The organism is Pseudoalteromonas sp. BDTF-M6 (assembly GCF_018334135.1).
Classification (GTDB): domain Bacteria; phylum Pseudomonadota; class Gammaproteobacteria; order Enterobacterales; family Alteromonadaceae; genus Pseudoalteromonas.
In genome coordinates this window covers 26,083-50,560 of record NZ_JAGXTQ010000009.1, presented here as the reverse complement: position 1 = coordinate 50,560, position 24,478 = coordinate 26,083, and the positions used below count along the sequence as shown (strand labels likewise).

At 51.4% G+C, this 24,478-nt stretch carries 23 protein-coding genes; 13 read left to right on the top strand and 10 right to left on the bottom strand.

Annotated elements, in window-relative coordinates; all coding sequences use genetic code 11:
- The first annotated feature begins 133 nt into the window (after nucleotides 1-133).
- Complete coding sequence (speE, locus tag KD147_RS16075) at nucleotides 134-997, top strand: polyamine aminopropyltransferase (protein ID WP_212548515.1); 864 nt, start codon at nucleotides 134-136, stop codon at nucleotides 995-997.
- Nucleotides 998-1,142: 145 nt separating this feature from the next.
- Nucleotides 1,143-3,176, top strand: coding sequence for a glycoside hydrolase family 97 protein (locus KD147_RS16070; RefSeq protein ID WP_212548514.1), 2,034 nt, complete (start codon nucleotides 1,143-1,145; stop codon nucleotides 3,174-3,176).
- A gap of 19 nt (nucleotides 3,177-3,195) precedes the next feature.
- Here KD147_RS16070 and KD147_RS16065 read toward each other — a convergent pair whose 3' ends face one another.
- Nucleotides 3,196-3,573 carry a DUF6768 family protein gene (locus KD147_RS16065; RefSeq protein WP_212548513.1) on the bottom strand — a complete coding sequence of 126 codons (378 nt, stop codon included), beginning with the start codon at nucleotides 3,571-3,573 and terminating at the stop codon, nucleotides 3,196-3,198.
- Nucleotides 3,551-4,102 carry an RNA polymerase sigma factor gene (locus tag KD147_RS16060; protein ID WP_212548512.1) on the bottom strand — a complete coding sequence of 184 codons (552 nt, stop codon included), beginning with the start codon at nucleotides 4,100-4,102 and terminating at the stop codon, nucleotides 3,551-3,553. Before KD147_RS16060 ends, KD147_RS16065 begins: the two co-directional genes overlap by 23 nt.
- A 153-nt stretch (nucleotides 4,103-4,255) precedes the next feature.
- On the opposite strand from KD147_RS16060, the gene KD147_RS16055 reads away from it, so the two are divergent.
- Nucleotides 4,256-5,083, top strand: a complete 828-nt coding sequence (locus KD147_RS16055; protein ID WP_212548511.1) for an alpha/beta hydrolase — start codon at nucleotides 4,256-4,258, stop codon at nucleotides 5,081-5,083.
- A 6-nt stretch (nucleotides 5,084-5,089) separates the two neighbouring features.
- On the opposite strand, the gene KD147_RS16050 is transcribed toward KD147_RS16055, so the two are convergent.
- Nucleotides 5,090-6,145: a potassium channel family protein gene (locus KD147_RS16050; RefSeq protein ID WP_212548510.1), complete on the bottom strand. Its 1,056-nt coding sequence runs from the start codon at nucleotides 6,143-6,145 to the stop codon at nucleotides 5,090-5,092.
- Between the two features lie 65 nt (nucleotides 6,146-6,210).
- Entirely contained in the window at nucleotides 6,211-7,989 is a 1,779-nt protein-coding gene (locus KD147_RS16045) for a DUF885 domain-containing protein (protein WP_212548509.1), read from the bottom strand.
- 232 nt (nucleotides 7,990-8,221) lie between these two features.
- Here KD147_RS16045 and ubiE point away from each other — a divergent pair, with 232 nt between their 5' ends.
- The 10 genes from ubiE (at nucleotide 8,222) to KD147_RS15995 (ending at nucleotide 18,058) form a co-directional block, all read left to right on the top strand.
- Nucleotides 8,222-8,977: a bifunctional demethylmenaquinone methyltransferase/2-methoxy-6-polyprenyl-1,4-benzoquinol methylase UbiE gene (ubiE, locus tag KD147_RS16040; protein ID WP_105189476.1), complete on the top strand. Its 756-nt coding sequence runs from the start codon at nucleotides 8,222-8,224 to the stop codon at nucleotides 8,975-8,977.
- A gap of 9 nt (nucleotides 8,978-8,986) precedes the next feature.
- Nucleotides 8,987-9,619, top strand: a complete 633-nt coding sequence (locus KD147_RS16035) for a ubiquinone biosynthesis accessory factor UbiJ (RefSeq protein WP_105253511.1) — start codon at nucleotides 8,987-8,989, stop codon at nucleotides 9,617-9,619.
- 2 nt (nucleotides 9,620-9,621) lie between these two features.
- Entirely contained in the window at nucleotides 9,622-11,220 is a 1,599-nt protein-coding gene (gene ubiB, locus KD147_RS16030) for a ubiquinone biosynthesis regulatory protein kinase UbiB (RefSeq protein WP_212548508.1), read from the top strand.
- 124 nt (nucleotides 11,221-11,344) lie between these two features.
- Nucleotides 11,345-11,590, top strand: a complete 246-nt coding sequence (gene tatA, locus KD147_RS16025) for a Sec-independent protein translocase subunit TatA (protein WP_212548507.1) — start codon at nucleotides 11,345-11,347, stop codon at nucleotides 11,588-11,590.
- Nucleotides 11,591-11,596: 6 nt separating this feature from the next.
- Nucleotides 11,597-11,992 (top strand): Sec-independent protein translocase protein TatB, encoded by a 396-nt coding sequence (gene tatB / locus KD147_RS16020; RefSeq protein WP_105189480.1) that lies wholly within the window; start codon nucleotides 11,597-11,599, stop codon nucleotides 11,990-11,992.
- A complete protein-coding gene (gene tatC, locus KD147_RS16015; RefSeq protein ID WP_105189481.1) occupies nucleotides 11,985-12,737 on the top strand; it encodes a twin-arginine translocase subunit TatC in 753 nt (250 codons plus the stop codon). The genes tatB and tatC overlap by 8 nt, the downstream gene beginning before the upstream one ends.
- On the top strand, nucleotides 12,734-13,327 hold the full coding sequence (locus KD147_RS16010) for a hypothetical protein (protein ID WP_212548506.1): 594 nt from the start codon (nucleotides 12,734-12,736) through the stop codon (nucleotides 13,325-13,327). Before tatC ends, KD147_RS16010 begins: the two co-directional genes overlap by 4 nt.
- A 4-nt stretch (nucleotides 13,328-13,331) precedes the next feature.
- Complete coding sequence (locus tag KD147_RS16005; RefSeq protein ID WP_212548505.1) at nucleotides 13,332-14,102, top strand: TatD family hydrolase; 771 nt, start codon at nucleotides 13,332-13,334, stop codon at nucleotides 14,100-14,102.
- A gap of 145 nt (nucleotides 14,103-14,247) precedes the next feature.
- Nucleotides 14,248-15,258, top strand: coding sequence for a porphobilinogen synthase (gene hemB, locus KD147_RS16000; protein WP_212548504.1), 1,011 nt, complete (start codon nucleotides 14,248-14,250; stop codon nucleotides 15,256-15,258).
- 148 nt (nucleotides 15,259-15,406) lie between these two features.
- Complete coding sequence (locus tag KD147_RS15995; protein ID WP_502710238.1) at nucleotides 15,407-18,058, top strand: ExeM/NucH family extracellular endonuclease; 2,652 nt, start codon at nucleotides 15,407-15,409, stop codon at nucleotides 18,056-18,058.
- 215 nt (nucleotides 18,059-18,273) lie between these two features.
- Here KD147_RS15995 and KD147_RS15990 read toward each other — a convergent pair whose 3' ends face one another.
- The 6 genes from KD147_RS15990 to KD147_RS15965 form a co-directional block, all read right to left on the bottom strand.
- The gene (locus tag KD147_RS15990) at nucleotides 18,274-18,996 is read right to left on the bottom strand and encodes a sterol desaturase family protein (protein WP_212548502.1); all 723 of its coding nucleotides are present in this window, start codon (nucleotides 18,994-18,996) and stop codon (nucleotides 18,274-18,276) included.
- Nucleotides 18,997-19,087: 91 nt separating this feature from the next.
- Nucleotides 19,088-19,594 (bottom strand): hypothetical protein, encoded by a 507-nt coding sequence (locus KD147_RS15985; RefSeq protein WP_212548501.1) that lies wholly within the window; start codon nucleotides 19,592-19,594, stop codon nucleotides 19,088-19,090.
- Nucleotides 19,588-19,953 (bottom strand): hypothetical protein, encoded by a 366-nt coding sequence (locus tag KD147_RS15980; RefSeq protein WP_212548500.1) that lies wholly within the window; start codon nucleotides 19,951-19,953, stop codon nucleotides 19,588-19,590. Before KD147_RS15980 ends, KD147_RS15985 begins: the two co-directional genes overlap by 7 nt.
- Nucleotides 19,954-20,065: 112 nt before the next feature.
- Nucleotides 20,066-20,449: a hypothetical protein gene (locus KD147_RS15975; protein ID WP_212548499.1), complete on the bottom strand. Its 384-nt coding sequence runs from the start codon at nucleotides 20,447-20,449 to the stop codon at nucleotides 20,066-20,068.
- Nucleotides 20,450-21,730: 1,281 nt separating this feature from the next.
- On the bottom strand, nucleotides 21,731-22,468 hold the full coding sequence (locus tag KD147_RS15970; protein WP_249319400.1) for a hypothetical protein: 738 nt from the start codon (nucleotides 22,466-22,468) through the stop codon (nucleotides 21,731-21,733).
- A 210-nt stretch (nucleotides 22,469-22,678) separates the two neighbouring features.
- On the bottom strand, nucleotides 22,679-24,466 hold the full coding sequence (locus KD147_RS15965) for an alkaline phosphatase (protein WP_212548497.1): 1,788 nt from the start codon (nucleotides 24,464-24,466) through the stop codon (nucleotides 22,679-22,681).
- Nucleotides 24,467-24,478 lie beyond the last annotated feature (12 nt).

The following is a 24,478-nucleotide window of genomic DNA, read 5'->3' as shown; positions in this document are numbered from 1 at the left end:
TTTGCCGCTAGTTTAATATCTCTTATTGCCACTAGCGAATAGAAAATCACATAAATGCAGCTAAAATTTGATTGAGCATTGCCCTGCGCACTGGCAAAATTGCGCTTCTCATTTATTGGTGATTATTTAACACATGACAAGTTTAGATAAAAACCACTGGTTTACCGAAATCAGTGACCGTGATGGCAGTGCTTTTTCACTGCGCATCAACAAATTACTTGAAGAAAAACAGTCTCCCTTTCAGCATGTTGCCATGTATGAAACCACCGACTTTGGCAACCTGATGATCATTGACGGCTGCACCATGGTGAGTACTCGCGAGAATTTCTTTTACCATGAAATGATCGCCCACCCAGCGCTGTTCAGCCACCCGAATCCGAAAAACGTGGTGATCATCGGCGGCGGCGACTGCGGTACCCTGCGCGAAGTACTTAAGCACGACAGTGTAGAGTCGGTCACGCAAATCGATATCGATGAAGTGGTCACCGAGATGTCGCTGAAGTATTTCCCTGAACTGTGCAGCTCGAACCAGGACCCACGCGCCACCCTGTTATTTGATGACGGCATCAAGTACATGCGCGAAGCCGCGCCCGAGTCTATCGATGTGGTCATTGTTGACGGCACGGATCCGGTCGGCCCGGGTGAAGGCCTGTTCAACCACGCCTTCTACCAAAGCTGTTTGAAAGCCTTGCGCCCCGGCGGTGTGCTGGTACAGCAAAGCGAGAGCCCGCTGATGCATATGCCATTGCTGTTAGAAATGCGCGGTGCGATGAAGGAAGTCGGCTTTGGTGCCTTGCAGACCTTGCCATTCCCGCAGCCTATTTACCCGTCGGGTTTGTGGTCGGTAACCCTTGCTCGCAAAGGCATGGGTTTCGACGGCTTCCGCGCCTGTGATCCACAAGCACTACAAACCGAATACTACACCCCGGGTATCCATCAGGGCGCCCTAAGCGAGCCGCCATTTATGGCCAAAGCCTTCGCAGGCGAAGCGAAATAAAAGAAAAAGGCGAGCTCGACTCGCCTTTTTTAATGTCATCCTAGGCGCCCGCCTTTGAATACGTATGCAACTTCTATGTGATCGCCCCCCGTTCACCTTACTCTAAGATTTCTCTTTAGGCGTTATGTATTACCAGGACAAGTCAATGCGAGTAATTCTCCCTTTGCTTTTGGCATCGCCATTAGCGCTGGCAAAAACCGTGAGCGTCAGCTCTCCCGACGGCCAGATCCAAATTTCTTTAAGCGATGAAGGTGCCCCAAGTTATCAGGTCACCTTTGCCGGTAAGCCGGTGATTAACTCATCCAAGCTGGGTTTTTACTTTAAGGACGCAGCGCCGCTGCGCGACGACCTAGTGATCAGCGACACGCAAACCCAAAGCGTCGACCAAAGCTGGCAACAGCCCTGGGGCGAGCAACGCCTTATTCGCGATAATCACAATGAACTGGCGGTCACCTTTAGCGATGAAAACGATGCCAGCCGCAGCTATACGGTGCGTGTACGTGCCTTTAACACCGGCCTGGGCTTTCGTTATGAATTAGAGGGCAAAGATCGTCCCGACTACCAGATCACCGATGAACTTACCGAATTTGCCCTGGCCGGACAAAATAACGAAGCGCTGTGGATCCCGGCCCGTGGCTGGAACCGTTACGAGTACGTCTATAAACGCACCGACGCCAGCGAGGCGGCCCATGTGCATACGCCCTTTACCCTGAAAATGGGCAATGGCGTCCATATCAGTATTCATGAGGCTGCCCTGGTCGATTATGCCGGCATGACCCTAAATCAGCGTCGTCCGGGTATTTTTAAAGCCGACTTAACGCCCTGGTCAGACGGCATTGCGGTGAAAACCGAAAACGGTTTCACCACCCCCTGGCGTACCATTCAAATTGCCGAGCAGGCCACCGGGCTACTCAACTCGCACCTGATCCTCAACCTCAATGAACCGAATAAACTCGGCGATGTATCCTGGGTTAAGCCGGGTAAATACGTGGGTATCTGGTGGGGCATGCATATCAATGAAAACACCTGGGGCAGCGGTGAAAAACACGGCGCCACCACAGAAAACACCATTGAATACCTGGACTTTGCCGCCAAATATGGCTTCGATGGCGTGCTCGTTGAAGGCTGGAACGAAGGCTGGGACGGCGACTGGTTCTTTAATGGCGATGTCTTTAGCTTTACCAAAAGCTATGATGATTTCGACCTGGCCGCCATTGCCAAACACGGTAAAAAGGTCGGTGCCAAACTGATCGGTCATCACGAAACCTCGGGCAATGTCAGCAACTATCGTAACCAGATGGAAGACGCCTTTAAGCTCTATCAGAAACATGGCGTAAGCCAGATCAAAACCGGTTATGTTGCCGACGGCGGCAATATCAAACGCATCGATGAGCAGGGTATCGCCCGCTACGAGTGGCACGACGGCCAGTTTATGGCCAACGAGTACCTCTATAACATCGAGCTGGCGGCCAAGTATCAGCTCAGCATCAATACCCATGAGCCGATTAAAGACACCGGCCTGCGTCGCACCTACCCGAACTGGATCACCCGTGAAGGGTCACGCGGTCAGGAATTCAACGCCTGGGGCACGCCACCCAATCCACCGGCGCATACGCCCATGCTGGCCTATACCCGCATGCTGGCGGGGCCAATGGACTTCACGCCGGGGATCTTCGATATGGGCTTTAACGGCTTAGGTGCCGATACCAACCGCCCGCAAACCACCCTGGCGAAACAACTGGCCCTGTATGTGGTGCTCTACAGCCCGGTGCAAATGGCAGCGGATTTACCCCGTAACTATCTGGCTAAGCCGGATGCCTTCCAGTTTATTCAGGATGTGCCCACCGATTGGGAGCAAAGCCAGGCCATTGCCGGTGAAATGGGCGAATACGTAGTTTTTGCCCGCAAGGAGCGCAAACGCGATCACTACAGTGGTAAGGACTGGTACCTGGGGGCCATAACCGATGGCGAGGCCCGCAAAGTCGATATTAAGCTTGACTTCTTAGAGCCGGGTAAACGCTTTGAGGCACAGATCTATGCCGATGGTGAGGATGCCGAATGGGTGAATAACCCCTACAGCATGGCTATCAGCAAGCAGGTGGTCACCCGCAAGGACCAGCTTACCTTGAAACTGGCACCCAGCGGCGGTACGGCGATTCGCTTTAAGGCCCTTGACTAACAACGAACGAAAAAGCCACCTACTCGGTGGCTTTTTTATGGCTGCGCTCAAGCAATAAATACTCGGTGCGTTTAATCTCGCGAATAATAGAGTTGCGGTTCATTTCCATAAAGATCCACAACTTCACCGCAATCTGCACCATAAGACCGACGATAAACCACACCGCCCAAAAAATCTGGGCGCTGACCTCGGTGGCGATGTAAAAGCGATAGCCACAATAGATAAAGGCCACCGTAGCAATAAAGGCCAGTAAGGTTGAAAGCCATACCCAACGGCGCATGGAACCCTGGTAGGTTTGCCCCAAGCGGGCAAATAAGCCCTCATCCCGACTTAAAATACCATCTAATTGCTGGCGCTCCTGCGCCAGCTCCGATTTAATTTGCTGCTCTAGATTCATGCTCGTTTCCTCTTTCATCTCGGGCCCACTGGCTTAATTTCTGTCTGGCACTGTGTAAGCGCGATTTAATTGTGCCTATAGGCGTATCGAGTACCGTGGCGATATCCGCTATGGGCAACTCTTCTAAATAAAACAAATACACACTATGGCGCTCCACGTCTGGCAGTTGGGCGATCAGGGCGAGTAAGTCTAAATGCCGCTCTACCTTGGCCGTATCCCCGCATTGTTGCGGCGGTGGCTCGGCCATCAGCAGCTCTTTTTGCCGACGTCGCGTTAGGTCGATAAAACGTCGATACACGGCGCGAAACAACCAGGCTTTAAAGGCACTGGGTTCAAGCAAAACGCGAATATCTTTGGCCACCTTGCTCCACACATCCTGAGTGATATCCGCCGCCTCCTGCTCACATTGGCTGAGCTTAAAGGCAAAGCGATAACTGCCCTGATAGTGGCGCTCACACAAGGCCGAGAAGGCGCTCGCATCCCCTTTTTGTGCGGCCAGAACCAATAAGGCGGTGGTTGTTTCTGTCATAGTGAAAATCAAATCTTTATTACAAGACGCAGTAGCAAGCAGAAAGGTTGGCAGCCAAGGTAATTAATTTATGGTTGCCGTCAAAGTATAGCTGCTAGATAGCTGCTAGTATGGTGCAAAATTGAAGCAAATTAATTGATTTTAGGTGTGTTTATGCGGTTATTCTCGCTGATATTATTACTCTTTTGCGAACTTGCCTATGGCCAACAAGGCGCGTATTCCATCCCCCGCAGCCAGGTCATCGAATTAATGGATCGCCATAGCGGGCACACCTACCCCCTGTATATTAAGCTGCCAGCTTCCTATGCTAAACACCCTAGTAAACACTACCCGGTTATTTACCTCACCGACGGCCATTACAGTTTTCAACTGGTCTCCGGGGCCACTCGCTTCCCGATGAATTCAGGGGCCATGCCCGAGGCCATTTTAGTTGCCATTGGTTACGCTCAAGGCGACAAGGGCCAGAGCAGCCGCGTTCGTGATTACACCCCAACCAAAGAATCGAGCTGGAAGCTGACCACCGGCGAAGCAGCGAAACATGCGCGCTTTATTCGCGAACAGGTATTTACCCATATACAAAAAAATTACCGCGCTCTGGCAACGCAGCGCACCTATATGGGAAATTCTTTAGGTGGACTGTTCGGCGCCTTTTTACTGCTGCAAGAACCGGATATGTTCAGCAACTATATTCTGGGCAGTCCATCGGTGTGGTTTGATAACCAGTCTATTCTGACTTTTGAGCTAAAGCCCAGTAAGGCAGCGCCCAAGATCTATATAGGTGTCGGTAGTTTAGAAACCCCAGCGCATGGCGAGGGGCAAGATATGGTGGCAGGCGCACAGGCCCTGTTTGATAAGCTGCGTAGCCTGCCGGCGAGTCACAGCCAAATCAAGCTTAGGATCATAGAGGAGGCTCGTCATGCCACCGCCTTCCCAAGCACCTCAATCCAAGGGTTGGATTGGCTGCTCAGGGAAGGTGGGTAATACCAATTACGGCCACTTTACCTCGGCGGCAAGAACGCGCTCCGGGGCAATATAGTGAATAATATCACCACCTTGGATGGCGTAATCAAGCGGTGGATTAAGATCCATATCCAGGGCGCTGCGATTATGGGCAATGCCTAAGATGGTGGCATCGTATTGGCGCTTAAAGAGCTCAAAAATATCGCCATAGGTGAAGCGGCTGACTTCGTTAGGGATCACCATGGAGAAATGAGTGTCGCCGTGCAGGCTCGACATAATTTCCTGCTGCACTCGGCTGGCACCCGGATCTTCCATGGAACGCACCAGCACCTCGGCGGTGCGGTTAGAGCTGCATTCAACGTTGGCGCAGTGTTCGCTAAGCATTTGCGCCTTACTTTCATCATCGAAGTAGGCGCAGATATGGGCGTTTTCCTTCACCAACTTGCTGATCTTCAGTGCCGTGGTAAAGCTTTGGTTATCGTCGGCCCCTTCCACTATGATGCGATCGGCGGTACCGATACCGACACGATTAAGCTGCTCTTCATCGGTATAGCTGCTCAGTTTTACAAAGCTGACATGAGGCTCGGAAAAGAACGGATGCTCAATATCATCGGTCACCGCCAGCACTATCTCTCTGCGAACCCGTTTGTCATCGGCAAGAATGTAGCGCACCATTTTGCGGGTGCGCACTGGGTGCCAACCAAAGATAATAATGTGATTGGCAAAATGCGTTACGTCTTTTTCACCTGTCATAGCACGCCTTATTATATGTGTAATGGTTTGCCCGGCCTTACCCAGCAACATGCCAAATAACGCCAAACCGAAAGGAATTTGAACCAGGGCCACCAGCAGACGGCCAAGATCGGAGGTGGGACTTAAATCGCCATACCCCACCGTTGAGGTGGTGACCACGTAATAGTAAAAAAACGTGTTCGGCGCCAGCAAGGCGTGTTCACCGGCGGCGGCCAGTAGCAACCAGGTTAACCCCATGTGCACTAAAATTGCGATCACCACCGCCTGCCAACTGAGTTGGTCGATATGATTGCGAATGGTGAGCAAGATGCGCTTAATCAATATCGGCATAATTCGCCTTATCCCTAACTATTTGGGCGCCGTAGGCGCCCAATTTTTATAATTATTTCAGCATTCTAACTCTTCTTGGTCGCTAATGCCTCAGCAATATATTGGTCGATTTGCTGTTCTAGTACATTAAGTGGAATAGAACCATGACGCAAGACCTGATAGTGGAACTCACGCACATCAAAATCATGACCCAGGGCTTTTTCCGCCTTGGCGCGCAAACGCTTAATGGTGAGCTCGCCGATTTTGTACGACAGTGCCTGAGCCGGCCAGGAGATATAACGATCCGTTTCTGTTTTCACATTATGCAGTGATAACGCTGTGTTTTCGCTCATAAAGTCAAGCGCCTGCTGGCGTGACCAACCGAACATATGCATACCGGTATCCACCACTAAACGGGCCGCACGCCACATTTCATAGGTGAGACGACCAAAATCGCTGTAGGGGTCTTGATAGAAGCCTGCTTCAATGCCCAGGTATTCACTGTACAAACCCCAGCCTTCGCCAAAGGCCGACAAATACGCATTGCGACGGTAGCTTGGCAGGTAATCCAACTCGGCATTAAGGGAGATCTGCAGGTGATGACCCGGTACCGCTTCATGCAGGGTCAGCGCTTCCAACACATACAAGGGACGCTTATCCAGGGCATAGGTGTTGACCCAGTAGAAGCCTGCTTCGTCGTCGCGACTGGCGCCGGAATAACGACCCGTGGTGTATTTAGGGGCAATGTTAGCGGGAACCGGCGCAACGCCATAAGGCTTACGCGGCAACTCCTTAAAGAGTTTGGGCAACTGAGCGTCCATCTTTTTGGCAATAAAAGACGCTTCCTTCAGCAGTTCTTCCGGGGTGGTGGCGTAGAACTGTGGATCGGTTCGCAAAAACTCAACAAAGTCGGCAAAACTGCCTTCAAAGCCAAGCTCATCAATGATCGCCTGCATCTCGCCGCGAATACGCTTCACTTCCTGCAAACCCAGCTCATGGATTTCTTTTGGTGTCATCTGCGTAGTGGTGTAATGCTTGGCACGGTTGGCATAAAAGGCCTCGCCGTTAGGCACGTTAGAGATACCTATGGTATCGCGGGCGCCGGGGCGGTAGGTGTTAACGAAAAAGTCGTAATACCCCTGATACGCCGGTAGCACTTGGGTACCGATCACTTCCTTGGCCTGACTTTGTAGTTGGGCAAACTCTTCGTCACTGATACCGGCGGTATTGCGCTTAAACGGCGCGTAAAACTCGGACTCGGTGACATCATCCACCAAAAAGGCGCTGATGGACTCTTCATACCCGGCAAGCACGGCCTTAGGCTGGGTTAAGCCGGTTTCCAGGCCCTTGTTCATCCAATAGATATTCTGTTCAAAGAAGCGCGGTACCTGACTTAAACGCTTAAGGTAGGTTTCAAAGCCTGCTTTTGAGCTGTAATCGCCACGGACAACCATAAACGACAGCGAGGAGTGAAAACCATATTCCGAGGTCAGCGGCATATAGTGGGTATTGAAGCGATACTCATCCAGCTTGTTTTGCACCTGGGCGCGGATGATCTGTAAATTGATCTTGTTTTCATCACTGAGCGCTTCAGCATCGATGGCATCCAGCTGAGCCAGTAATGCTTGGCGCTGCTCGTATTGCGTCTTGAGGTACTCGGGGCTCAGGTTCGCAAGCAGGTAGCCATCGACTGCTTGCTTGTATGGGTTCACGCTTTCGCGGTACTTGACGATTTGCTCGGCGACCTGGGTGAAGGTTTCATCGGCGCTAAGCGCCGATGTCTTGCTTGGGGCTGCACAGGCGCTGACGCCCAATGCCAGCACGGTGGCCAAGGCCAGGGTTTTCAATTTTATGGTTGGCTGCATATTTCTATTCTCGTTATTGCAAGGCACTATGATGCCCTACTCTAGCCCAGCGGCTATTTGTGTCAAAGTCGATGCGACCAAATCCCCCTTCTTTTATTCACCCCACTGCGATTGCACGGCTATTAGGTCACACTGGCGAAAATCATGGCGGGCGTAAAAATGGCTTAATCCTTGAGCTGTTACGGGCCCTCAAGTACACTATGGCCAACGTCCCCTCTAGGCTTGAATTACCATGAAAGAAGCTGAGCAAAAAACCACGCATTTTGGTTATAAAACGGTCGCGGCAAATGAAAAAGCAGCCCATGTTGCCGATGTGTTCCACTCGGTCGCAGCGAAGTACGATTTAATGAATGATTTGCTCTCTTTTGGCATTCATCGTCTATGGAAACGCGTGACCATCGCCAGCTCCGGCGCCCGCAAGGGCCAGACTATTCTCGATTTAGCCGGCGGTACCGGCGACCTGACCGCTAAATTCAGCCAGCTGGTTGGCGATACCGGCCGAGTGATCTTAGGTGATATCAACGACTCCATGCTCAAGGTAGGTCGTGACAAGCTGCGTGACCGTGGCCTGGTCAGCAACATCGAATACGTGCAAATGAACGCCGAAGAGCTGCCGTTCCCGGATAACAGCATAGACGTGATCACCATCGCCTTTGGTCTGCGTAACGTCACCGACCAAAGCAAGGCCCTGGCATCCATGTATCGCGTGCTTAAGCCAGGCGGTCGCCTGCTGGTGTTGGAGTTTTCCAAGCCTGAGCATGAAGTGCTGACCAAGCTGTATGACCTCTATTCCTTCAATATCCTGCCCAAAGTAGGCCAAGTAGTGCTAAACGACAGCGAGTCTTACAAATACCTTGCCGAGTCTATTCGCATGCACCCGGATCAAGAGACCCTGGAAGGCATGATGAAAGAAGTCGGCTTTGAGCAGACCAGCTATCAGAATATGAGCGGCGGTATCGTTGCCCTGCATCGCGGCTTTAAGTTTTAAGGAGCGGCCATGCTCGGGCATTTTGCTATCGCCGCCATAGAAACACTCGCCAACAGGCTACTCTCCCTCGACCCACAGGTGCAGGCCCGTCTTGCCAAGGTCCAGGGCCAAAGCCTGGTGGTGCATGTGCGCGACTGGCAGCAATTTATCAGCGTCGTCTATGCCAGCGAAGGCCTGATGCTGCAAGTGCATGACACTCAACCTGAGCACAGCGACTGCTTTATCAGTGCCGATACCGACACCCTGATGAAGCTCAAAGACCCGTCGCGCCTGACCCAGCTGATCCGCCAGCATAAACTCGATATCGACGGCGATATTCATCTTGCCCAGGCCTTTAGTCAGGCCTTTAGCGAGCTGGACATAGACTGGCCGGAGCATTGGTCGCAATATATCGGCGATGCCCCGGCACAGCTGCTGTGGCAAGCTGTCAGCAAGGGCAAGGCCCAGGCTTTAGAGGCCCAAGGCAAGCTTGACCATATCCTGCTGACGCTGTTACAAGACGAACTCAAAGTGAGCATTCACCCGCTGGAACTGACGCAATTCACCCGTCAAAATCGCCAACTAAAAAGCGATGTCCAACAGCTGGAACAACGCCTAGATAAACTATTGGCGCACATGCCAATGCAGCAAACAAGAGGTTAATTGTGGCCGTAGCGCGACTGTATTTCATCACCAAAACCTTATTGCAATACGGCATTGATGAGCTACTGCCTCGGCATAAACTGCCCTGGTTTGCCAAACTGGCCAGAAGCAGCGCCTTTTGGTTGCGCAACCGCCATCGCGACAAACCCGCAGGCATGCGCCTACGCCTGGCCCTGCAAACCCTAGGGCCGGTGTGGATTAAATTTGGACAAATGCTGTCTACCCGCCGCGACCTCTTGCCTCCTGAGATAGCCAACGAACTGGCGCTGCTGCAAGACCAGGTGCCGCCGTTTAGCGGCGACCTGGCGCAGAAAATTATCGAACAGGCGTTAGAAATCGACGATATTAGCGTCATATTCAGCGAATTCGACACCACCCCTTTGGCCTCGGCTTCCATTGCCCAGGTGCACACCGCCAAGCTGGCCGATGGCAGCGGCGAGCACCAGGAAGTGGTGGTGAAGGTCATTCGCCCCGATATCAAAAAGCAGATCGATGCCGACCTCACCCTGATGCAACAATGCGCCAAGGTGGTGGCCAAATTACTGCGCGAGGGCCGTCGTTTACGCCCCGTTGAGGTGGTCAAAGAGTATAAGAAAACTCTGCTCGATGAGCTGGATTTAATGCGTGAGGGCGCCAATGCCATTGTGCTCAGACGCAACTTTGAAGGTTCTGAATCCCTCTACATTCCCTATGTGTACAGCGATTACAGCCGCAGCAATGTGCTGGTGATGGAGCGCATTTACGGTATTCCTGTCTCCGACACCGATGCCCTGCTTAAGCAAGGTACCAATATGAAGTTGCTGGCCGAGCGTGGCGTTGAGGTGTTCTTTACTCAGGTGTTCCGCGACAGCTTCTTCCATGCCGATATGCACCCGGGAAATATTTTTGTCTCTCACGAGAACCCACACAACCCGCAATACATAGGCATAGACTGCGGCATTGTCGGCACCTTGAACAAGGACGATAAACGCTATCTGGCTGAGAACTTTATCGCCTTTTTTAACCGTGATTACCGCAAGGTGGCAGAACTGCATGTGGACTCGGGCTGGGTGCCTGCCGATACCAGCATAGAAGAATTCGAGTTTGCCATTCGCACCGTGTGCGAGCCGATTTTTAATAAGCCGCTGGCCGAAATCTCCTTCGGCCATGTGCTCGTTAACCTGTTCAATACGGCACGACGTTTTAACATGGAAGTGCAGCCGCAACTGGTGTTGCTGCAAAAAACCCTGTTGTATGTTGAAGGCCTGGGTCGCCAGCTCTACCCGCAGCTGGACCTGTGGCAAACGGCGAAACCTTTCTTGGAAGATTGGGTCAAACAACAAGTAGGGCCTTGGGCCGTGGCCAAGCAAATGTATGCTAATTTGCCGTTTTGGGCGGAAAAAATGCCCGAAATCCCAGATTTGCTCTATCACGCGCTAAAGCGTCAACATCTGCAAGCGCCACCGCCGGCCAATAACCTCAAGCCCTTGCTGCTCACCGTAATAGGTTGCAGTGGCTTGATTGTGAGTAGTATTTTAGTCATCAACCACTGGTATACTGCCGCCGCGATCGGCGCCACCTTGGGAGCAGGCCTTTGTTGGCTGGGCTGGCGAAAGGGTTAGGAGCTGGTTAGCTGTGCAAAGCAGTTCAGCTCGCCAGACCCCTCGCTTAACGATTTATACTATTAGCTCGACGTAGTACAAGGTATACTCGTCGAACAATTATCCGCATATCTGGAGTACATATATGAGCATCGGTAACGTCGGCTGGGTACAGCTACTGATTGTTTTAGCAATTATCGTATTGTTATTCGGCACTAAAAAACTACGTAACATTGGCAGCGATTTAGGCAGCGCCGTGAAGGGCTTCAAGAAAGCCGTAAAAGACGAAGATAAAAACGAAACGACCACGCAAGAAAAGATCAGCGAGCAAGACAAGGCGACTAATTCGGCCGCCGATAAAACTGCCTCGCAAGATAAAGACAAGGTATAAACGCCGATGGGCATGTGGGAATTGTTGGTCGTGGCCATCGTTGGCCTGATCGTATTGGGCCCCGAGCGTTTGCCGGTGGCCATCCGTACCGTCAGCACCTGGGTGCGCAAAATTAAGACCATGGCTAACCATATTTCCGCCGAAGTCAGTGAAGAGCTGCGCGTTCATGAGCTACACCAAAACCTCAAAAAGGCCGAGCAGCAAAACATGAGCGATATTTCACCTGAGCTGCAAGAGTCGGTCGCACAACTGCAACGCGCCGCGCAATCGGTTACCCGCAGCTATGAGCAAAGCAGCGACAGCACGCCAAGTACCGAGAGCAAAGAGCCGCAAGGCATCACCGCCGAGCCAACCACAGACGTTAGCAACGACCAGCACAGCACGAAGAAAAACCATGACTGAACCTGCGCAAACCGGCTTTATTTCGCACTTACTTGAACTGCGTAACACCTTGCTGCGCTCCATTGTCGCGGTACTGGTGATCTTTGTGGGTCTGGCCTATTTCGCCAACGACATCTACACCTTTGTCGCCGATCCCCTGGTGGCCAATTTGCCGGAAAACAGCCAGATGATCGCCACCGACGTCACCGCCCCGCTGTTTACGCCCTTTAAACTGACCATGTTTGTCGCGCTCTTTGGCGCCATTCCCTTTATTTTGCATCAAATCTGGTCCTTTATAGCGCCCGGCCTATACGCCCATGAAAAGCGTATGCTGATCCCCGTACTGCTGTCGAGCATAGTGCTGTTTTATGGCGGTATCGCCTTTTGTTATTTTGTTGTGCTGCCGATTATTCTCAGCTTTTTCACCGGCATTGGCCCCGAGGTCATGACCTTAACGCCGGATATCAGCAGTTACTTAGGCTTTGTGCTCAAGCTGTTTTTGGCCTTTGGCATCGCCTTTGAAATCCCCGTCGCCATCATGTTGCTATGCTGGAGCGGCGTTACTTCAACCGCCAGCCTTAAAGAAAAGCGCCCCTATATTGTGGTCGGCGCCTTTGTGGTGGCGATGTTTCTAACTCCACCGGATGTGCTATCACAAACCTTGCTCGCCCTGCCCATGCTGTTATTATTTGAGCTTGGCCTTATTTTGGCTGCATTTTATAGCGCGAAACCATCATCGGAAGAATCACAGGAAGAAAAGCAATGAAAAAATACCTCGTGCCCGCCTCGCTAGCATTACTAGCCACCCTAAGCACAACGGCCCAGGCCGATAATGGTGTGAATATCCAGGCCTTAAAAGCCTGTAGCTATATCGAAAACGATTTCCGCCGCCTTTTGTGTTACGACAACATTATGGCCGGCAAGCCCATCGACAGTATGCCTGCCAACGTGCCCGCCGAAGTACCTGCGCAATCACAGAAAGGAAAAGGCAAGGGACCTAGCGCCAATGCTGCAGGTGCGGCTGCAGGTGCGACTGCAGGTGCTGGTGCGGCGGCAAGTGCTGCCAGCAACAAAGGCAACAACAGCAAACGCGAGTTTGGCCTAGAGCATAAGCAAAAAGACGATAACGACGGTAACCCAGATGAACTTGTGGCCAAGGTTAGCCAAGTAAAAGAAGCCCCTTATGGCGAGCTGATCATTACCCTGGATAACGGCCAGCGCTGGCGCCAGATCGGCACCGATTCATTCCGTATCAGTAAAAACGATACCGTAGTGATCAGTCGCGCCATGTTCAATTCCTTCTTGTTGAAAAAACAAGGCAGCAACAAAAGCATCCGTGTAAAACGCACCGACTAAGCTCATGATCGACGCCGGCGTTAACCTTAGTAGTAGTCAATTTCGCCATGATCTTGATGCCGTGGTTACCCGCGCCCGCGAGGCCGGCGTCCAATCCATGATGGTGATCGGCTGTGATGAAGCGGATAGCCAGCAAGCGCTGGAACTGGCGCAGCAATTTGACCTCTATAGCTGCGCCGGCATTCATCCCCATAATGCCAAGGATGCCACGGACGATTTCGCTGCCAATCTCACCGCTATGGCACAGGCCAAAGAAGTCATCGCCATCGGTGAATGCGGCCTCGACTATAATCGTGACTTTTCTCCCCGTCCGCAGCAAAGAGAAGTTTTTGCCCGTCAGTTAGCACTTGCTAACGAATTAGATATGCCGGTGTATTTACACGAACGCGACGCCCATGATGATATGCTTGCCATGCTACGTGAGTATCAGCCTCGCGGAGTATTGCACTGCTTTACCGGCAACCGCCAGCAGGCGCAAAACTATTTAGACCTGGGCCTGTATCTGGGCATTACCGGCTGGGTGTGCGACGAGCGCCGCGGTAGCGACCTCAACGATGCCCTAAATGTGCTGCCCATGAACAGGCTGCTAATCGAAACCGACGCGCCCTACTTACTGCCGCGCACCATTCGGCCCAAACCCAAGTCTCGCCGTTGCGAGCCGGCGCACTTATCCTGTGTGGTGGCGCATCTAAGCCAGCACTACCAGGTATCCCCAGCGCAATTAAGTGCCACCAGCGTCGCTAACTTCCATTCCCTGTTTGCCCTTGAGCGCTAAGGGAAAATCGCGCTATCGATAACTATGCGCGACATCAATAAATTATCTCATTGCCAGAGCATCGCCTTGGATTAGCTGGTAAAATGCTCGCATATATCCCGTGGCACTCGCCTTGGGGCTGACACATATTGTACAGGAGAGCACCATGCCTCAATCAGGACTCGATTTATTTCCTTACACACGTATGCGCCGTTTGCGCAAAAACGATTTTTCACGCCGGTTGACTCAAGAGCATGAGCTTAGCGTCAATGATTTGATCTACCCCGTTTTTGTGTTGGAAGGAAAAAACCGTCGTGAAGCGGTGGAGTCGATGCCGGGTGTGGAGCGCCTGTCTATCGATTTGCTGGTTGAAGAAGCCAAAGAGCTGGCTACCCTGGGCATTCCTGCTATTGCCCTGTTTCCGGTCACCCCAGGTGATAAAAAATCACTGCATGCGGAAGAAGCCTATAACCCGGAAGGCCTGGCCCAGCGGACCGTGCGCGCCCTAAAAGAAGCGGTACCCGAGCTTGGGGTGATCACCGATGTGGCCCTTGACCCCTTCACCGTGCATGGTCAGGACGGCATCATTGATGACAACGGCTATGTGATCAACGACGTCACCACGGAAATCCTGGTAAAGCAGGCGCTATCGCACGCCGAAGCCGGTGCCGACGTGGTTGCGCCATCGGATATGATGGACGGTCGCATCGCCGCCATTCGCGAAGCCCTGGAAGAGCATGGCTTTATTCACACGCAAATCATGGCCTACTCAGCCAAGTATGCCTCAAGCTACTATGGTCCGTTCCGCGATGCGGTAGGTTCCGCGGGCAACCTCAAAGGTGCCGATAAGAAAACCTATCAAATGAATCCGGCCAATTCGGACGAGGCACTGCGCGAAGTGGCCTTGGATCTGCAAGAAGGCGCCGACATGGTGATGGTGAAGCCGGGCATGCCGTATCTGGATATCGTGCGCCGCGTAAAAGACGAATTTGCCGTGCCCACCTTTGCCTACCAGGTGAGCGGTGAATACGCCATGCATATGGCCGCCATCAACAACGGCTGGTTGAGCGAACGCGACACCATCATGGAATCACTCTTGGCCTTTAAACGTGCCGGTGCCGACGGTATTCTGACCTACTTCGCGAAAAAAGCCGCTATCTGGCTCAATGAAAAGTAACCTTTTCCCGGACGATAACGCCACGTTATCGTCCTTTTTTCTTAAAATCATCACAATCACGTTAATTTCCTGACACTATTGTGTAATCTCTCCCCCGTACACTATGTACCCCTTTAAGGGTTAATCTAACTAGAAACACGGGATTTATATCATGAAGAACACCTTTACACCGGTCGCCCTGGCGGTTGCCAGTGCCTTTGTGTCACTCTCGGCACAGGCGGATATGGTCATTTCCGAATATGTTGAAGGCAGCAGCAATAACAAAGCCATCGAGCTGTACAATCCAACCGACAGCGAAATTGACTTAAGTCAGTACCAATTAGCCTTTTATTTTAACGGCAGCAGCAGCGCCGGTTTAACTCTAACGCTCAGCGGTACCCTGGCACCAGAGGGTGTGTATGTTGCCGCGCATAGCTCGGCGGCAGCAGACATTCTCGCGACCGCTTCTTTAACGAACGGCAGCGGCTGGTTTAACGGTGATGATGCCATAGTGCTGAGTAAGCAAGGCGTGGTTGTCGACAGCATGGGCCAGGTGAGTATGGACCCGGGTTCAAGCTGGGGGGAAGGCACAAGCAGCACCCAGAATAATACCCTGCGTCGCATAGACGGCGCCCCGGCGCGCACGGATATCACCTCGCCCTATGATCCAAGCGCTTACTTTAGCGGTGCCGGCAATGATAACTTTAGCGATCTTGGTCAATACCTGGGCACGAACCCGCCGGTTGATCCCGAGCCGGAGCCAGAGCCTGAACCAGAACCGGATCTCAGCCTCACTTGTGCCGATACGGCCACCGCCATTCACAGCATTCAGGGTAATGGCGCGGTAAGCCCCCTGGTTGGCGAGCAGGTAGTGGTTGAAGCCGTGGTCAGTGCCGACTTCCAAAACAGCAATCAGCTAAGCGGCTTCTTCCTATCCTCCTTGCAGGGTGATAACGACCCGAGCACCTCGGAAGGTGTCTTCGTCTATCACCGCGGTGATGACGTCAATGTGGGTGAGCGCGTACGCTTAATTGGCACGGTCGCCGAATACTATGGCGCTACCCAGCTTAAAGATGTGACCGCCCTGGTCGATTGCGGCACCGCCGCGGTTAACGCCACGCCACTGACCTTGCCCCTGGCGGATGTGCATGACCTGGAAGCCTATGAGGGCATGCTGGTCAGTGTCGCCCAGCCACTGTACGTAATTGATAACTATAACCTGGCGCGCTACGGCGAAGTGGGTCTGGCGACCGAACGCCTTTATCAGGGCACCCAGGTTGCCCTGCCCGGCGATGCCGCAAATGCGGTGGAAGCCGATAATCTGTTAAAGCAGCTGCTGCTTGATGACGGTTCAACCCGCCAAAACCTTGAGCCCATTGCCTACCCGGCCCCTGGCCTGGATGCCTACAACACCCTGCGCCTGGGCGACACGGTCAGCGGCCTGACCGGGGTGCTGGGTTATGGCTTCGATCGCTACCGTCTGCACCCAAGCACAACGCCACAGTTTGTTGCCGCCAATCCACGTACGGATGCGCCTCAGCTTTTGGCCGAGGGCGATATCAAGGTAGCCAGCTTTAACGTCTTAAACTACTTCAATGGCGATGGTCAGCAAGGTGGCTTCCCCACCGCTCGCGGTGCCGACAGCCTGGAAGAATTTATTCGCCAAGAGCAGAAGCTGGTCAGCGCCATCACCGCCTTGGACGCCGATATTATCGGCCTAATGGAAATCGAGAATGATGGTTTTGGTGAATTCAGCGCCCTCAGCTCCTTGGTTAACGCCCTGAATGCGGCCACCAGCGAGGGCGAATATGCCTTTGTCGATTTTGCTGCAGAGCAGGTCGGCAGCGATGCCATCACCACGGCGCTGATCTATCGCAAGGACAAGGTAGAGGAAAATGGCTTGGCCGCCATTAACGCTCAGGGAGCCTTTGCCTATGGCAACCGCGCCGCCATAGCGCAAACATTTAAGCACCTTGCCACCGACGAAGTGCTCACCGTGGCCGTCGCCCACCTGAAATCCAAAGGGGGTTGTGGCAGCGCCCAAGGCCTTGATGCGGACCAAAATGACGGCCAAGCCTGTTATAACGCCACCCGCGTTGCCGGTGCCAACGAATTCGCCAGCTGGCTTGCCAGCCACCCGACCGGCGTCAATGATGAGGACATTATTATCGTCGGCGATATGAACGCCTATGCCATGGAAGATCCCATCCAGGCTTTTGCCAGCGCAGGTTTTGCCAACGTTCTGCCGACGCTTAACGGTAATAACCTAGGCTACTCCTATAATTTCCAGGGCCGTTTAGGGAGCCTGGATCACGCGTTGGCATCACCCAGCCTAATGGCCAAGGTGGTCGCGGCAACGGATTGGCATATCAATGCCGATGAGCCGCGCGTGCTGGATTACAATCTGGAATTTAAAACACAAGAGCAACAAGCCAGCTGGTACGCTGACCATGCGTATCGCGCTTCGGATCACGACCCTGTGATTGTCGCCATTAAGGCAAAGCCAAAGCCAAGCGAAGAGCTCAGTGGCGAATTCACCGCCATCAGCGGCTCGTTCCAACCGAAAAACTTTACCATAGAGCTACCCATGGATTTCGATTATCTGGATATCGAGCTGGTAGGCGGCTGGGGTGAAGCCGATCTCTTTGTCAGCAAGCAACGCCGCGGCACGAAGAAACATGCCGATTGCGCCTCGCGCAACAGCGGCTCAGAGGAGCTTTGCCAGTTCACTAACCCGAAAGCGGGCAAGTGGAAGGTGCGTGTTCAAGGCAGCCAGCCTTACGGTGAAGTAACCCTGCGTTACCGCGCCACCAAGTACTAATTGCACTAAAGCGCTTATGACTAAAAAGGGCAGATAGTGTATCTGCCCTTTTTGTTGAGGATGCTTAATAAAAAAGCCTGCCGTGGCGCTTGTTGTAAGTTTAATAGCTGTCTGCTTTGAATTAACGCCCGCATCACAGGCCGGAGGTATTTGGCGCATTTTCTTGCGGAACGCAAGAAAAGTGACAAATGCCGGAGGTCATGTGCATGCGCTTGTTATACCTTTTTGTGTACATCTTGATAACCAAGCATATCTATAAGACGCTCCTCCCGTTCGGGAGTAAAACCACATCGGCTATTCCATTCTTTTGGATTTTCGTAGGTTCCAAAAAGCATGTCCCACCAGACTATATCGCCATAATTATTACGGTGCTTACCGAACTCATGGTGAATTCTGTGCATTTCTGGACGTTGAAAAATATAGCCAACCCATTGTGGTGTTTTTACGTTTGTGTGATAAAAGAACTCGCCTATGGCTGTACAGAATGTATAAATAGCACCTGCTTCCAAAGATAACCCGAGCAATGTGTATACCAGCAAACTACCAATGATTGAATTGACGATCATTTCTCCGGGGTGCTTGTAGAATGAAGTTATTACCTCTAACCGCTGTGGACTGTGATGAATTTGATGGAAACCAATCCATAAAATATCAAATTCGTGACGCCAGCGGTGCCACCAATAGAACACGAAGGTTGCAATAAAATAAGCGATCAACCCACCGAAGGCAGGTGAAACATAGCTCGACAACTTAAAAATAGACCAAGATGAAAGCCAAATTTCCCACGTCACACCTGCAAGAAGCACCACGCAAAGCTGTACAGCATTTACAAGCAATACTCTGAGAGGCCAGGTTTTAACTTTTGGTAATTTCCATCCAGGTATTAGTCTTTCAAGAATGAAACAACCACAAAAAATTACAATGATGGTTGATAGCATCCGTACTCTCCTTAGGTATAACGCCGTGCTAAGGGGCAGACAAAGCGGAGCTTTGGCTGTCCCGTGGAGGGCCGTAGGCCCGGAACATACTTTAGCACCTTGTTATACCTGCGATTAAACCGAAAGCTAACGATACCAAAAAACCAAAACCTGCACCCCATGCAATAGAAATTAGAGAAAAGCCGCCTGAAGATTGTAAGAGTGCAGAAAGCCCAAAAAGACTTAGGCCAAAAACAAGAACACCTAAGACAGAGCCAGAAAAAACAAGGTTTTTAAGGTTAAGTAGATTTTTACGGTTTAAGTAAATTGTGACAGGGATGCCAAACAAAAAAGTGGCAAGGTAACTAATAAATACACAAAGAAAGATGATTAGAAGATTCCATTGCGGACTATCAGACAAAGGCCACATGAAGAATAAGAAAGGTAGGGCAGCAACCAATGGTGCAAGGAGTGCTGCTGTTAAAAACCGATTTCTAATCATAGTAGGTATAACGCCCCAAGCAGGGGCAACTTTTAAGCTGGCTAAAATTAGGAGAGAAGCGACGGGAGCCAGCTTAAAATTGTCCCGTTGACTTGGCTTGTTATGTGTAATTACCACTCACGCCATTCTGACGCAATACCATCTCCTGCACCAAATTTACTAGGGTCTAAGCCTGCTAATTTAGCCACTTCATCATATAAATAGCATAAGGATTCTCTTTCACCTGTTTCTATAAAGCCTGGGATTAACTTGTTCAAATTATTCATTGCTTCAACAGATGTTTTAAAGGCTAGTATTTTAATTTCTTCTTCGCCGTTTATCCCTAGCTTCTCAAGTGCATTCAGTAGATTAAGAAAGATTGACTCGCCTTTATTACAGTTCTCTTTACTGTATTGGGTCATCCCAAACTCTTCACCTGACTCATACCAAAATAAAAATGTTGAGTGGATTTCTTGTAGAATTTCCTTATTGAACACCTGTTCTCTCCATTACACATAACGCCCGCCTAACACGCAATGTGTTGGCATGGCTTTTTGCGTTGTTTGCCAAAACCATGACAACTTTACATTGTCTGAGTTTAGGCGTTTGTTAGGTGTCATCTCTACCGTGGTAAAAATAGAACCCAACTCCGATAAAAATTAATAAACACGTTACGAATAAACCTGGCTCTTCTTTGTAATGTATTAAGCCGTTTCGCGAAGGAAGTTTACCGTAATAAATAGAAAAAATAACAGTTGCAGGCCAGATCGCTAAAACTAATCCTCTTGCTGATTTCTTCCCTTTTTTAACCTCAGATTCAAGGGGCTTACTTGCAACTAGATCTGAAAGCTCTTTAGGCGGAACTCCACTTTGTCTCAGTTCAATTTCTTTTTTAATTTTTTCGACTCTATCTGGAAAAGCAGCTTTATCTATGTGCCGCAAAGCATCTTCTAGCTCTTCTTTTGAATACGTCGAAAACACAGGTTCATCCATATCCTTTGACACCTAACAGTGTATTAGTGCGAATTCCCGGTTAAGGAAGTTATCCACAACCTAGGTTTTTCACGCTAACTAAAATTTTATTTAATAATACCAAAAAGTTACCAGCCATTTTGATTGCAAACAATAACAGGTGTGCAATTTAAACCGAGCCATCACTTAATCGAGCCATGTAGGGCTCGTTATGTAATTTATTATGTGCCCTATTTTCATATAGTTATTGCTTTATCCTAGATAGTCGAGCCGTTTTATTACATTACATAACGAGACCAAAGATCACTGCCTTTGAATTCCAAACCGCACTCACAGGGATCGCCACTTCCCGTTTAGATTCGCGCTGGAGAAATCGGCTTTTGTTGTGGAGTGTGCTTGAAACAACGAGATAGGCTGAAAGCGGAAACAAGCGAGTGAACAGTTTCACTCGCGCCGCTTGAAGGTGACGAGCTCTGCGAGGAGGGGGGCTGCGTAGTTAGGTTTACCGAGTCAGGACGACTCGTTAAACTGTGTTGAAAGCTAAGCGGAACGTTTAACAAAAACCTGAGTTCGGAGGCATTAGCGAATCACGGGTTCGCGGAGTTTCCAAAGAGGGAGTCGAATCACTCCCTCTTTGGTTGTCGTCGCCAACGCGACATGAACTAACCTCTGTGCAAGAAATTCATCATGAAGCTTGATTGCCGTCCCCGGCCTTTCGCTGGCTCAAGGCGTTCGCTTGCTAAAAATAGTTCACCGGACTATTTTCTTAACGCGCTCACCCAACGCGACAAAATCTATCAACCCACACCAGGTTGTCAGGCTAAAGCCTGACCTACAGGTATCGCCGAGTTTCGCTGTGTGCGTTGGCCGCACATCAGGCGCAAGCATCAGCAAATGTGGGGGTGTCCTAGGAGTTGTTAGAGGGCGATGAGCGACCGAAGCAAAGCTTCGCAGCGCTCAGAGGTGGAGGCATGGACGCCGACAGGAGAGGTGCTTCATGGATGAATTGCTAGCATCATAGTTAATAGCATTTCCTCTGACCCGGCGTCGGCGGCCCGACAAGATATTAATTTTAAAGGCATTGCTAGCAATTCATCCATAAAGCTTGATTGCCGTCCCCGGCCTTTCGCTAGCTCAAGGCGTTCGCTTGCTAAAAATAGTTCACCGGACTATTTTCTTAACGCGCTCACCCAACGCGACAAAATCTATCAGTAACTTCCTTTGTCGGCGCAAAGCACCGACCTACATGACCGCGATAGTCAGCGCAGTACAAGACCGCCCTTGTCGGCGGCCCGACAAAAACTAATGATGATGACCACCCCTTAGCGCCTGACCATCACTGCTATAAAAGCCCGAAGCGCCATGCTCGATAAAGCCCTGGTTAATCATTTTCGCCAGAAAGGGATCTTGCTCGTTATCGCCGACATCCGCATAGTCGGTACTTTGATAACTGTCCCACAAGGCAAACTGACGCTCAACCTGTTGTTTGTTTAGCTGATAGCCCTGCAATTCCAGGCTGTTCACTTGTTGCCATTGGCCTTGGTCATCCTGCTTGCTTAGGGTCATGCTTTTCACCAGCTTAAGTTCGGGTAGCCAGGTAATGGCCAGCTTTTGCTGCTCATTGCCGTGCTCAAAAAGCTCTTCACGCTCGCAGCCCTGCCCCTGCGTACGCACTGGCTGCTCCAGCAAGGCATTACTCACTAACTGATATTTTTGAGACCAATCAATTTCCAGCCCTTGGCCTTTAAGCTCACCGGGCTGATATTCAATGCCCCGTTGGTATTGCTCAAAATAGCGCACCGGGCGAACCTGGCCGCTGCGCAAGTGCTGCCATTTTTCAACAAGCCCCTGAGCCAGAGCCTGATGGGCGACTTCCTGATGCAAACGCCACAGGCTAAAACCCTTGGCATTCTGCTTGCCCTGTTGCTGCAGATAGTCGGCCTTTAATACCTCGGCATTGGCGTCACATTGCTCTGCTTGAGCCGCATTGGCCATACCGCCTATGGCACAACACAGTGCCGCAAGGGAAAAATACTTCATTTTCATTCCTTTAATACCAATTCTGTTAGGTATGTGAGCAAATATAGCGCTGGATAAATGATGTGATAACAAGGCGGAGTTTTTCTTATGTAGTTATTCTACATAGAAAAATTCTAACGCAGTTAGCACGATATTTAGCCCGCTAGAATGATTAGCTATTTAAGTGAATTGGTATAAGCAGGGCCGAGCATCGGCTCGGCCCATGGCTTATTACTTAGCTAGCTTGGCTTCGGCTTTCTCTACCAGATCCGCAGCATAGTTCATCACGTGGAAGATGTAACTTTGCTCGTTGGTACCCGTTACCAGGTGCGCACCCGGGCCCTGAGCATAGACACCCACATCCTCACCGGCGTGCGTTTCTGAGCCCATAGGCACCAAGGCTTCTTGGTGGAAACCAGGAGCGGTCGTATCCACACCGCTCAAGTCAACGCGACCGGTCACTATGTCACCGTTATAACCGGCGTCGGCATCGGTTTCTGCGCCCAGATCTTTAAAGCCATTACCATTGGTGTAACCCAAGGTCGTATACGGCATACCGTCGGCGGCCAGGGTTGGCTTGCTGCTGCCTACGCCCACAACCTTGCCCAGGATTGGGTTACCACGCTTAGGATAACCGGCAATGGTAAATACGTGGCTGTGGTCGGCGGTGACGATGATCAGGGTTTCTTCGCTGTTGGTATTGTCGATAGCCGCTTGCACCGCGTCGGCAAAGGCCACGGTATCATGCAAAGCGTTATAGGCATTACCGGCATGGTGAGCATGGTCGATACGACCCGCTTCCACGGTCAGGAAGAAGCCTTCGTTGTTATTATCAAGCACGTCGATGGCCTTAGCGGTCATCTCGGCTAGCGAAGGCTCACCGGCTACGTCATTGGCACGGTCTTGCTCGTACTGCATGTGAGACTCGTTAAATAAGCCGAATACGCGCTCCGTGTTCGCCGCATCAATGGCATCGAAGCCGGCCTGATCCATCACATAGGTGCCATTTGGATAGGCTTGCTGCCATTTTGCCGTGAGATCGATACCATCGGTACGATCGCCCTCGGTGCTGCTAACCGCGTCGGCACTGTTAAAGGCCGGGTCTTTCGGTAGGAAGTGACGACGACCGCCGCCCATCACTACCTCGATACCATCGACATCAACATCAAAGCGCGCTTCAAGGTTCTGCTCGAAGTCGACCAATTGCATGGCGATATCCTGACAGCCACCGGCAACCGCATCGGCCGGCATATCGGATACGTCTTCCCAGTTACGGTCTGCCGACTTGGCATAGGTTGCCGCCGGGGTGGCGTGCGTGATACGCGCCGTTGAGATAACACCGGTCGACTTGCCAGCGATTTCCGCCAGCTCTAATGCCGTTACCAGTTCATTACCCTCTACCGAGGCACAGTTGCCGCGCTCTACCGCTTCAGCCACACCAATCACACCCACATCGGTTTTCACACCCGAGGCCATGGCGGTCATGGTACCGGCAGAATCCGGTGTTTGCGCATCAACGTTATAAGTCTTTGAGAAGCCAGAATAAGGCATGGCTTCGAAGCTAAGCTGGTGTTCTTCACCTAGCTTATCTTGGAGCTGACCGGCAAGGATACGCGCCGCTGTTACGGTCGATACGCCCATGCCGTCACCAACAAACAGGATCACGTTTTTAGCTTTCGCAGGAGTTGTTGCCAGAGCATCGGTACGCTCCTGAGCCTGACCTACTTTTTGCTGCGCATCGGCAAACCAAGGGTTGCTGGTTAAACTCGCAAGTTCGGACTCGTCCAATGTGGTTTTAACCGGGTTACACACGGTCTTACTACCATCTACTTCGCCCTGATCTAGCTGGCCGTTGCCATTATCGTCGGCACCCACCTGAGTCAGGGTACCGCCATTGATACATTGGCTGTCACCAACAGGAATTGCGGTGTCTAGGCTCAAGGTTTTTGGCGCATCATCATCCGAGCAACCAGCTAACGCAGCCAGTACTGCGAGAGAAAGAAAACTTAACTTTTTCATTATATTCATTCC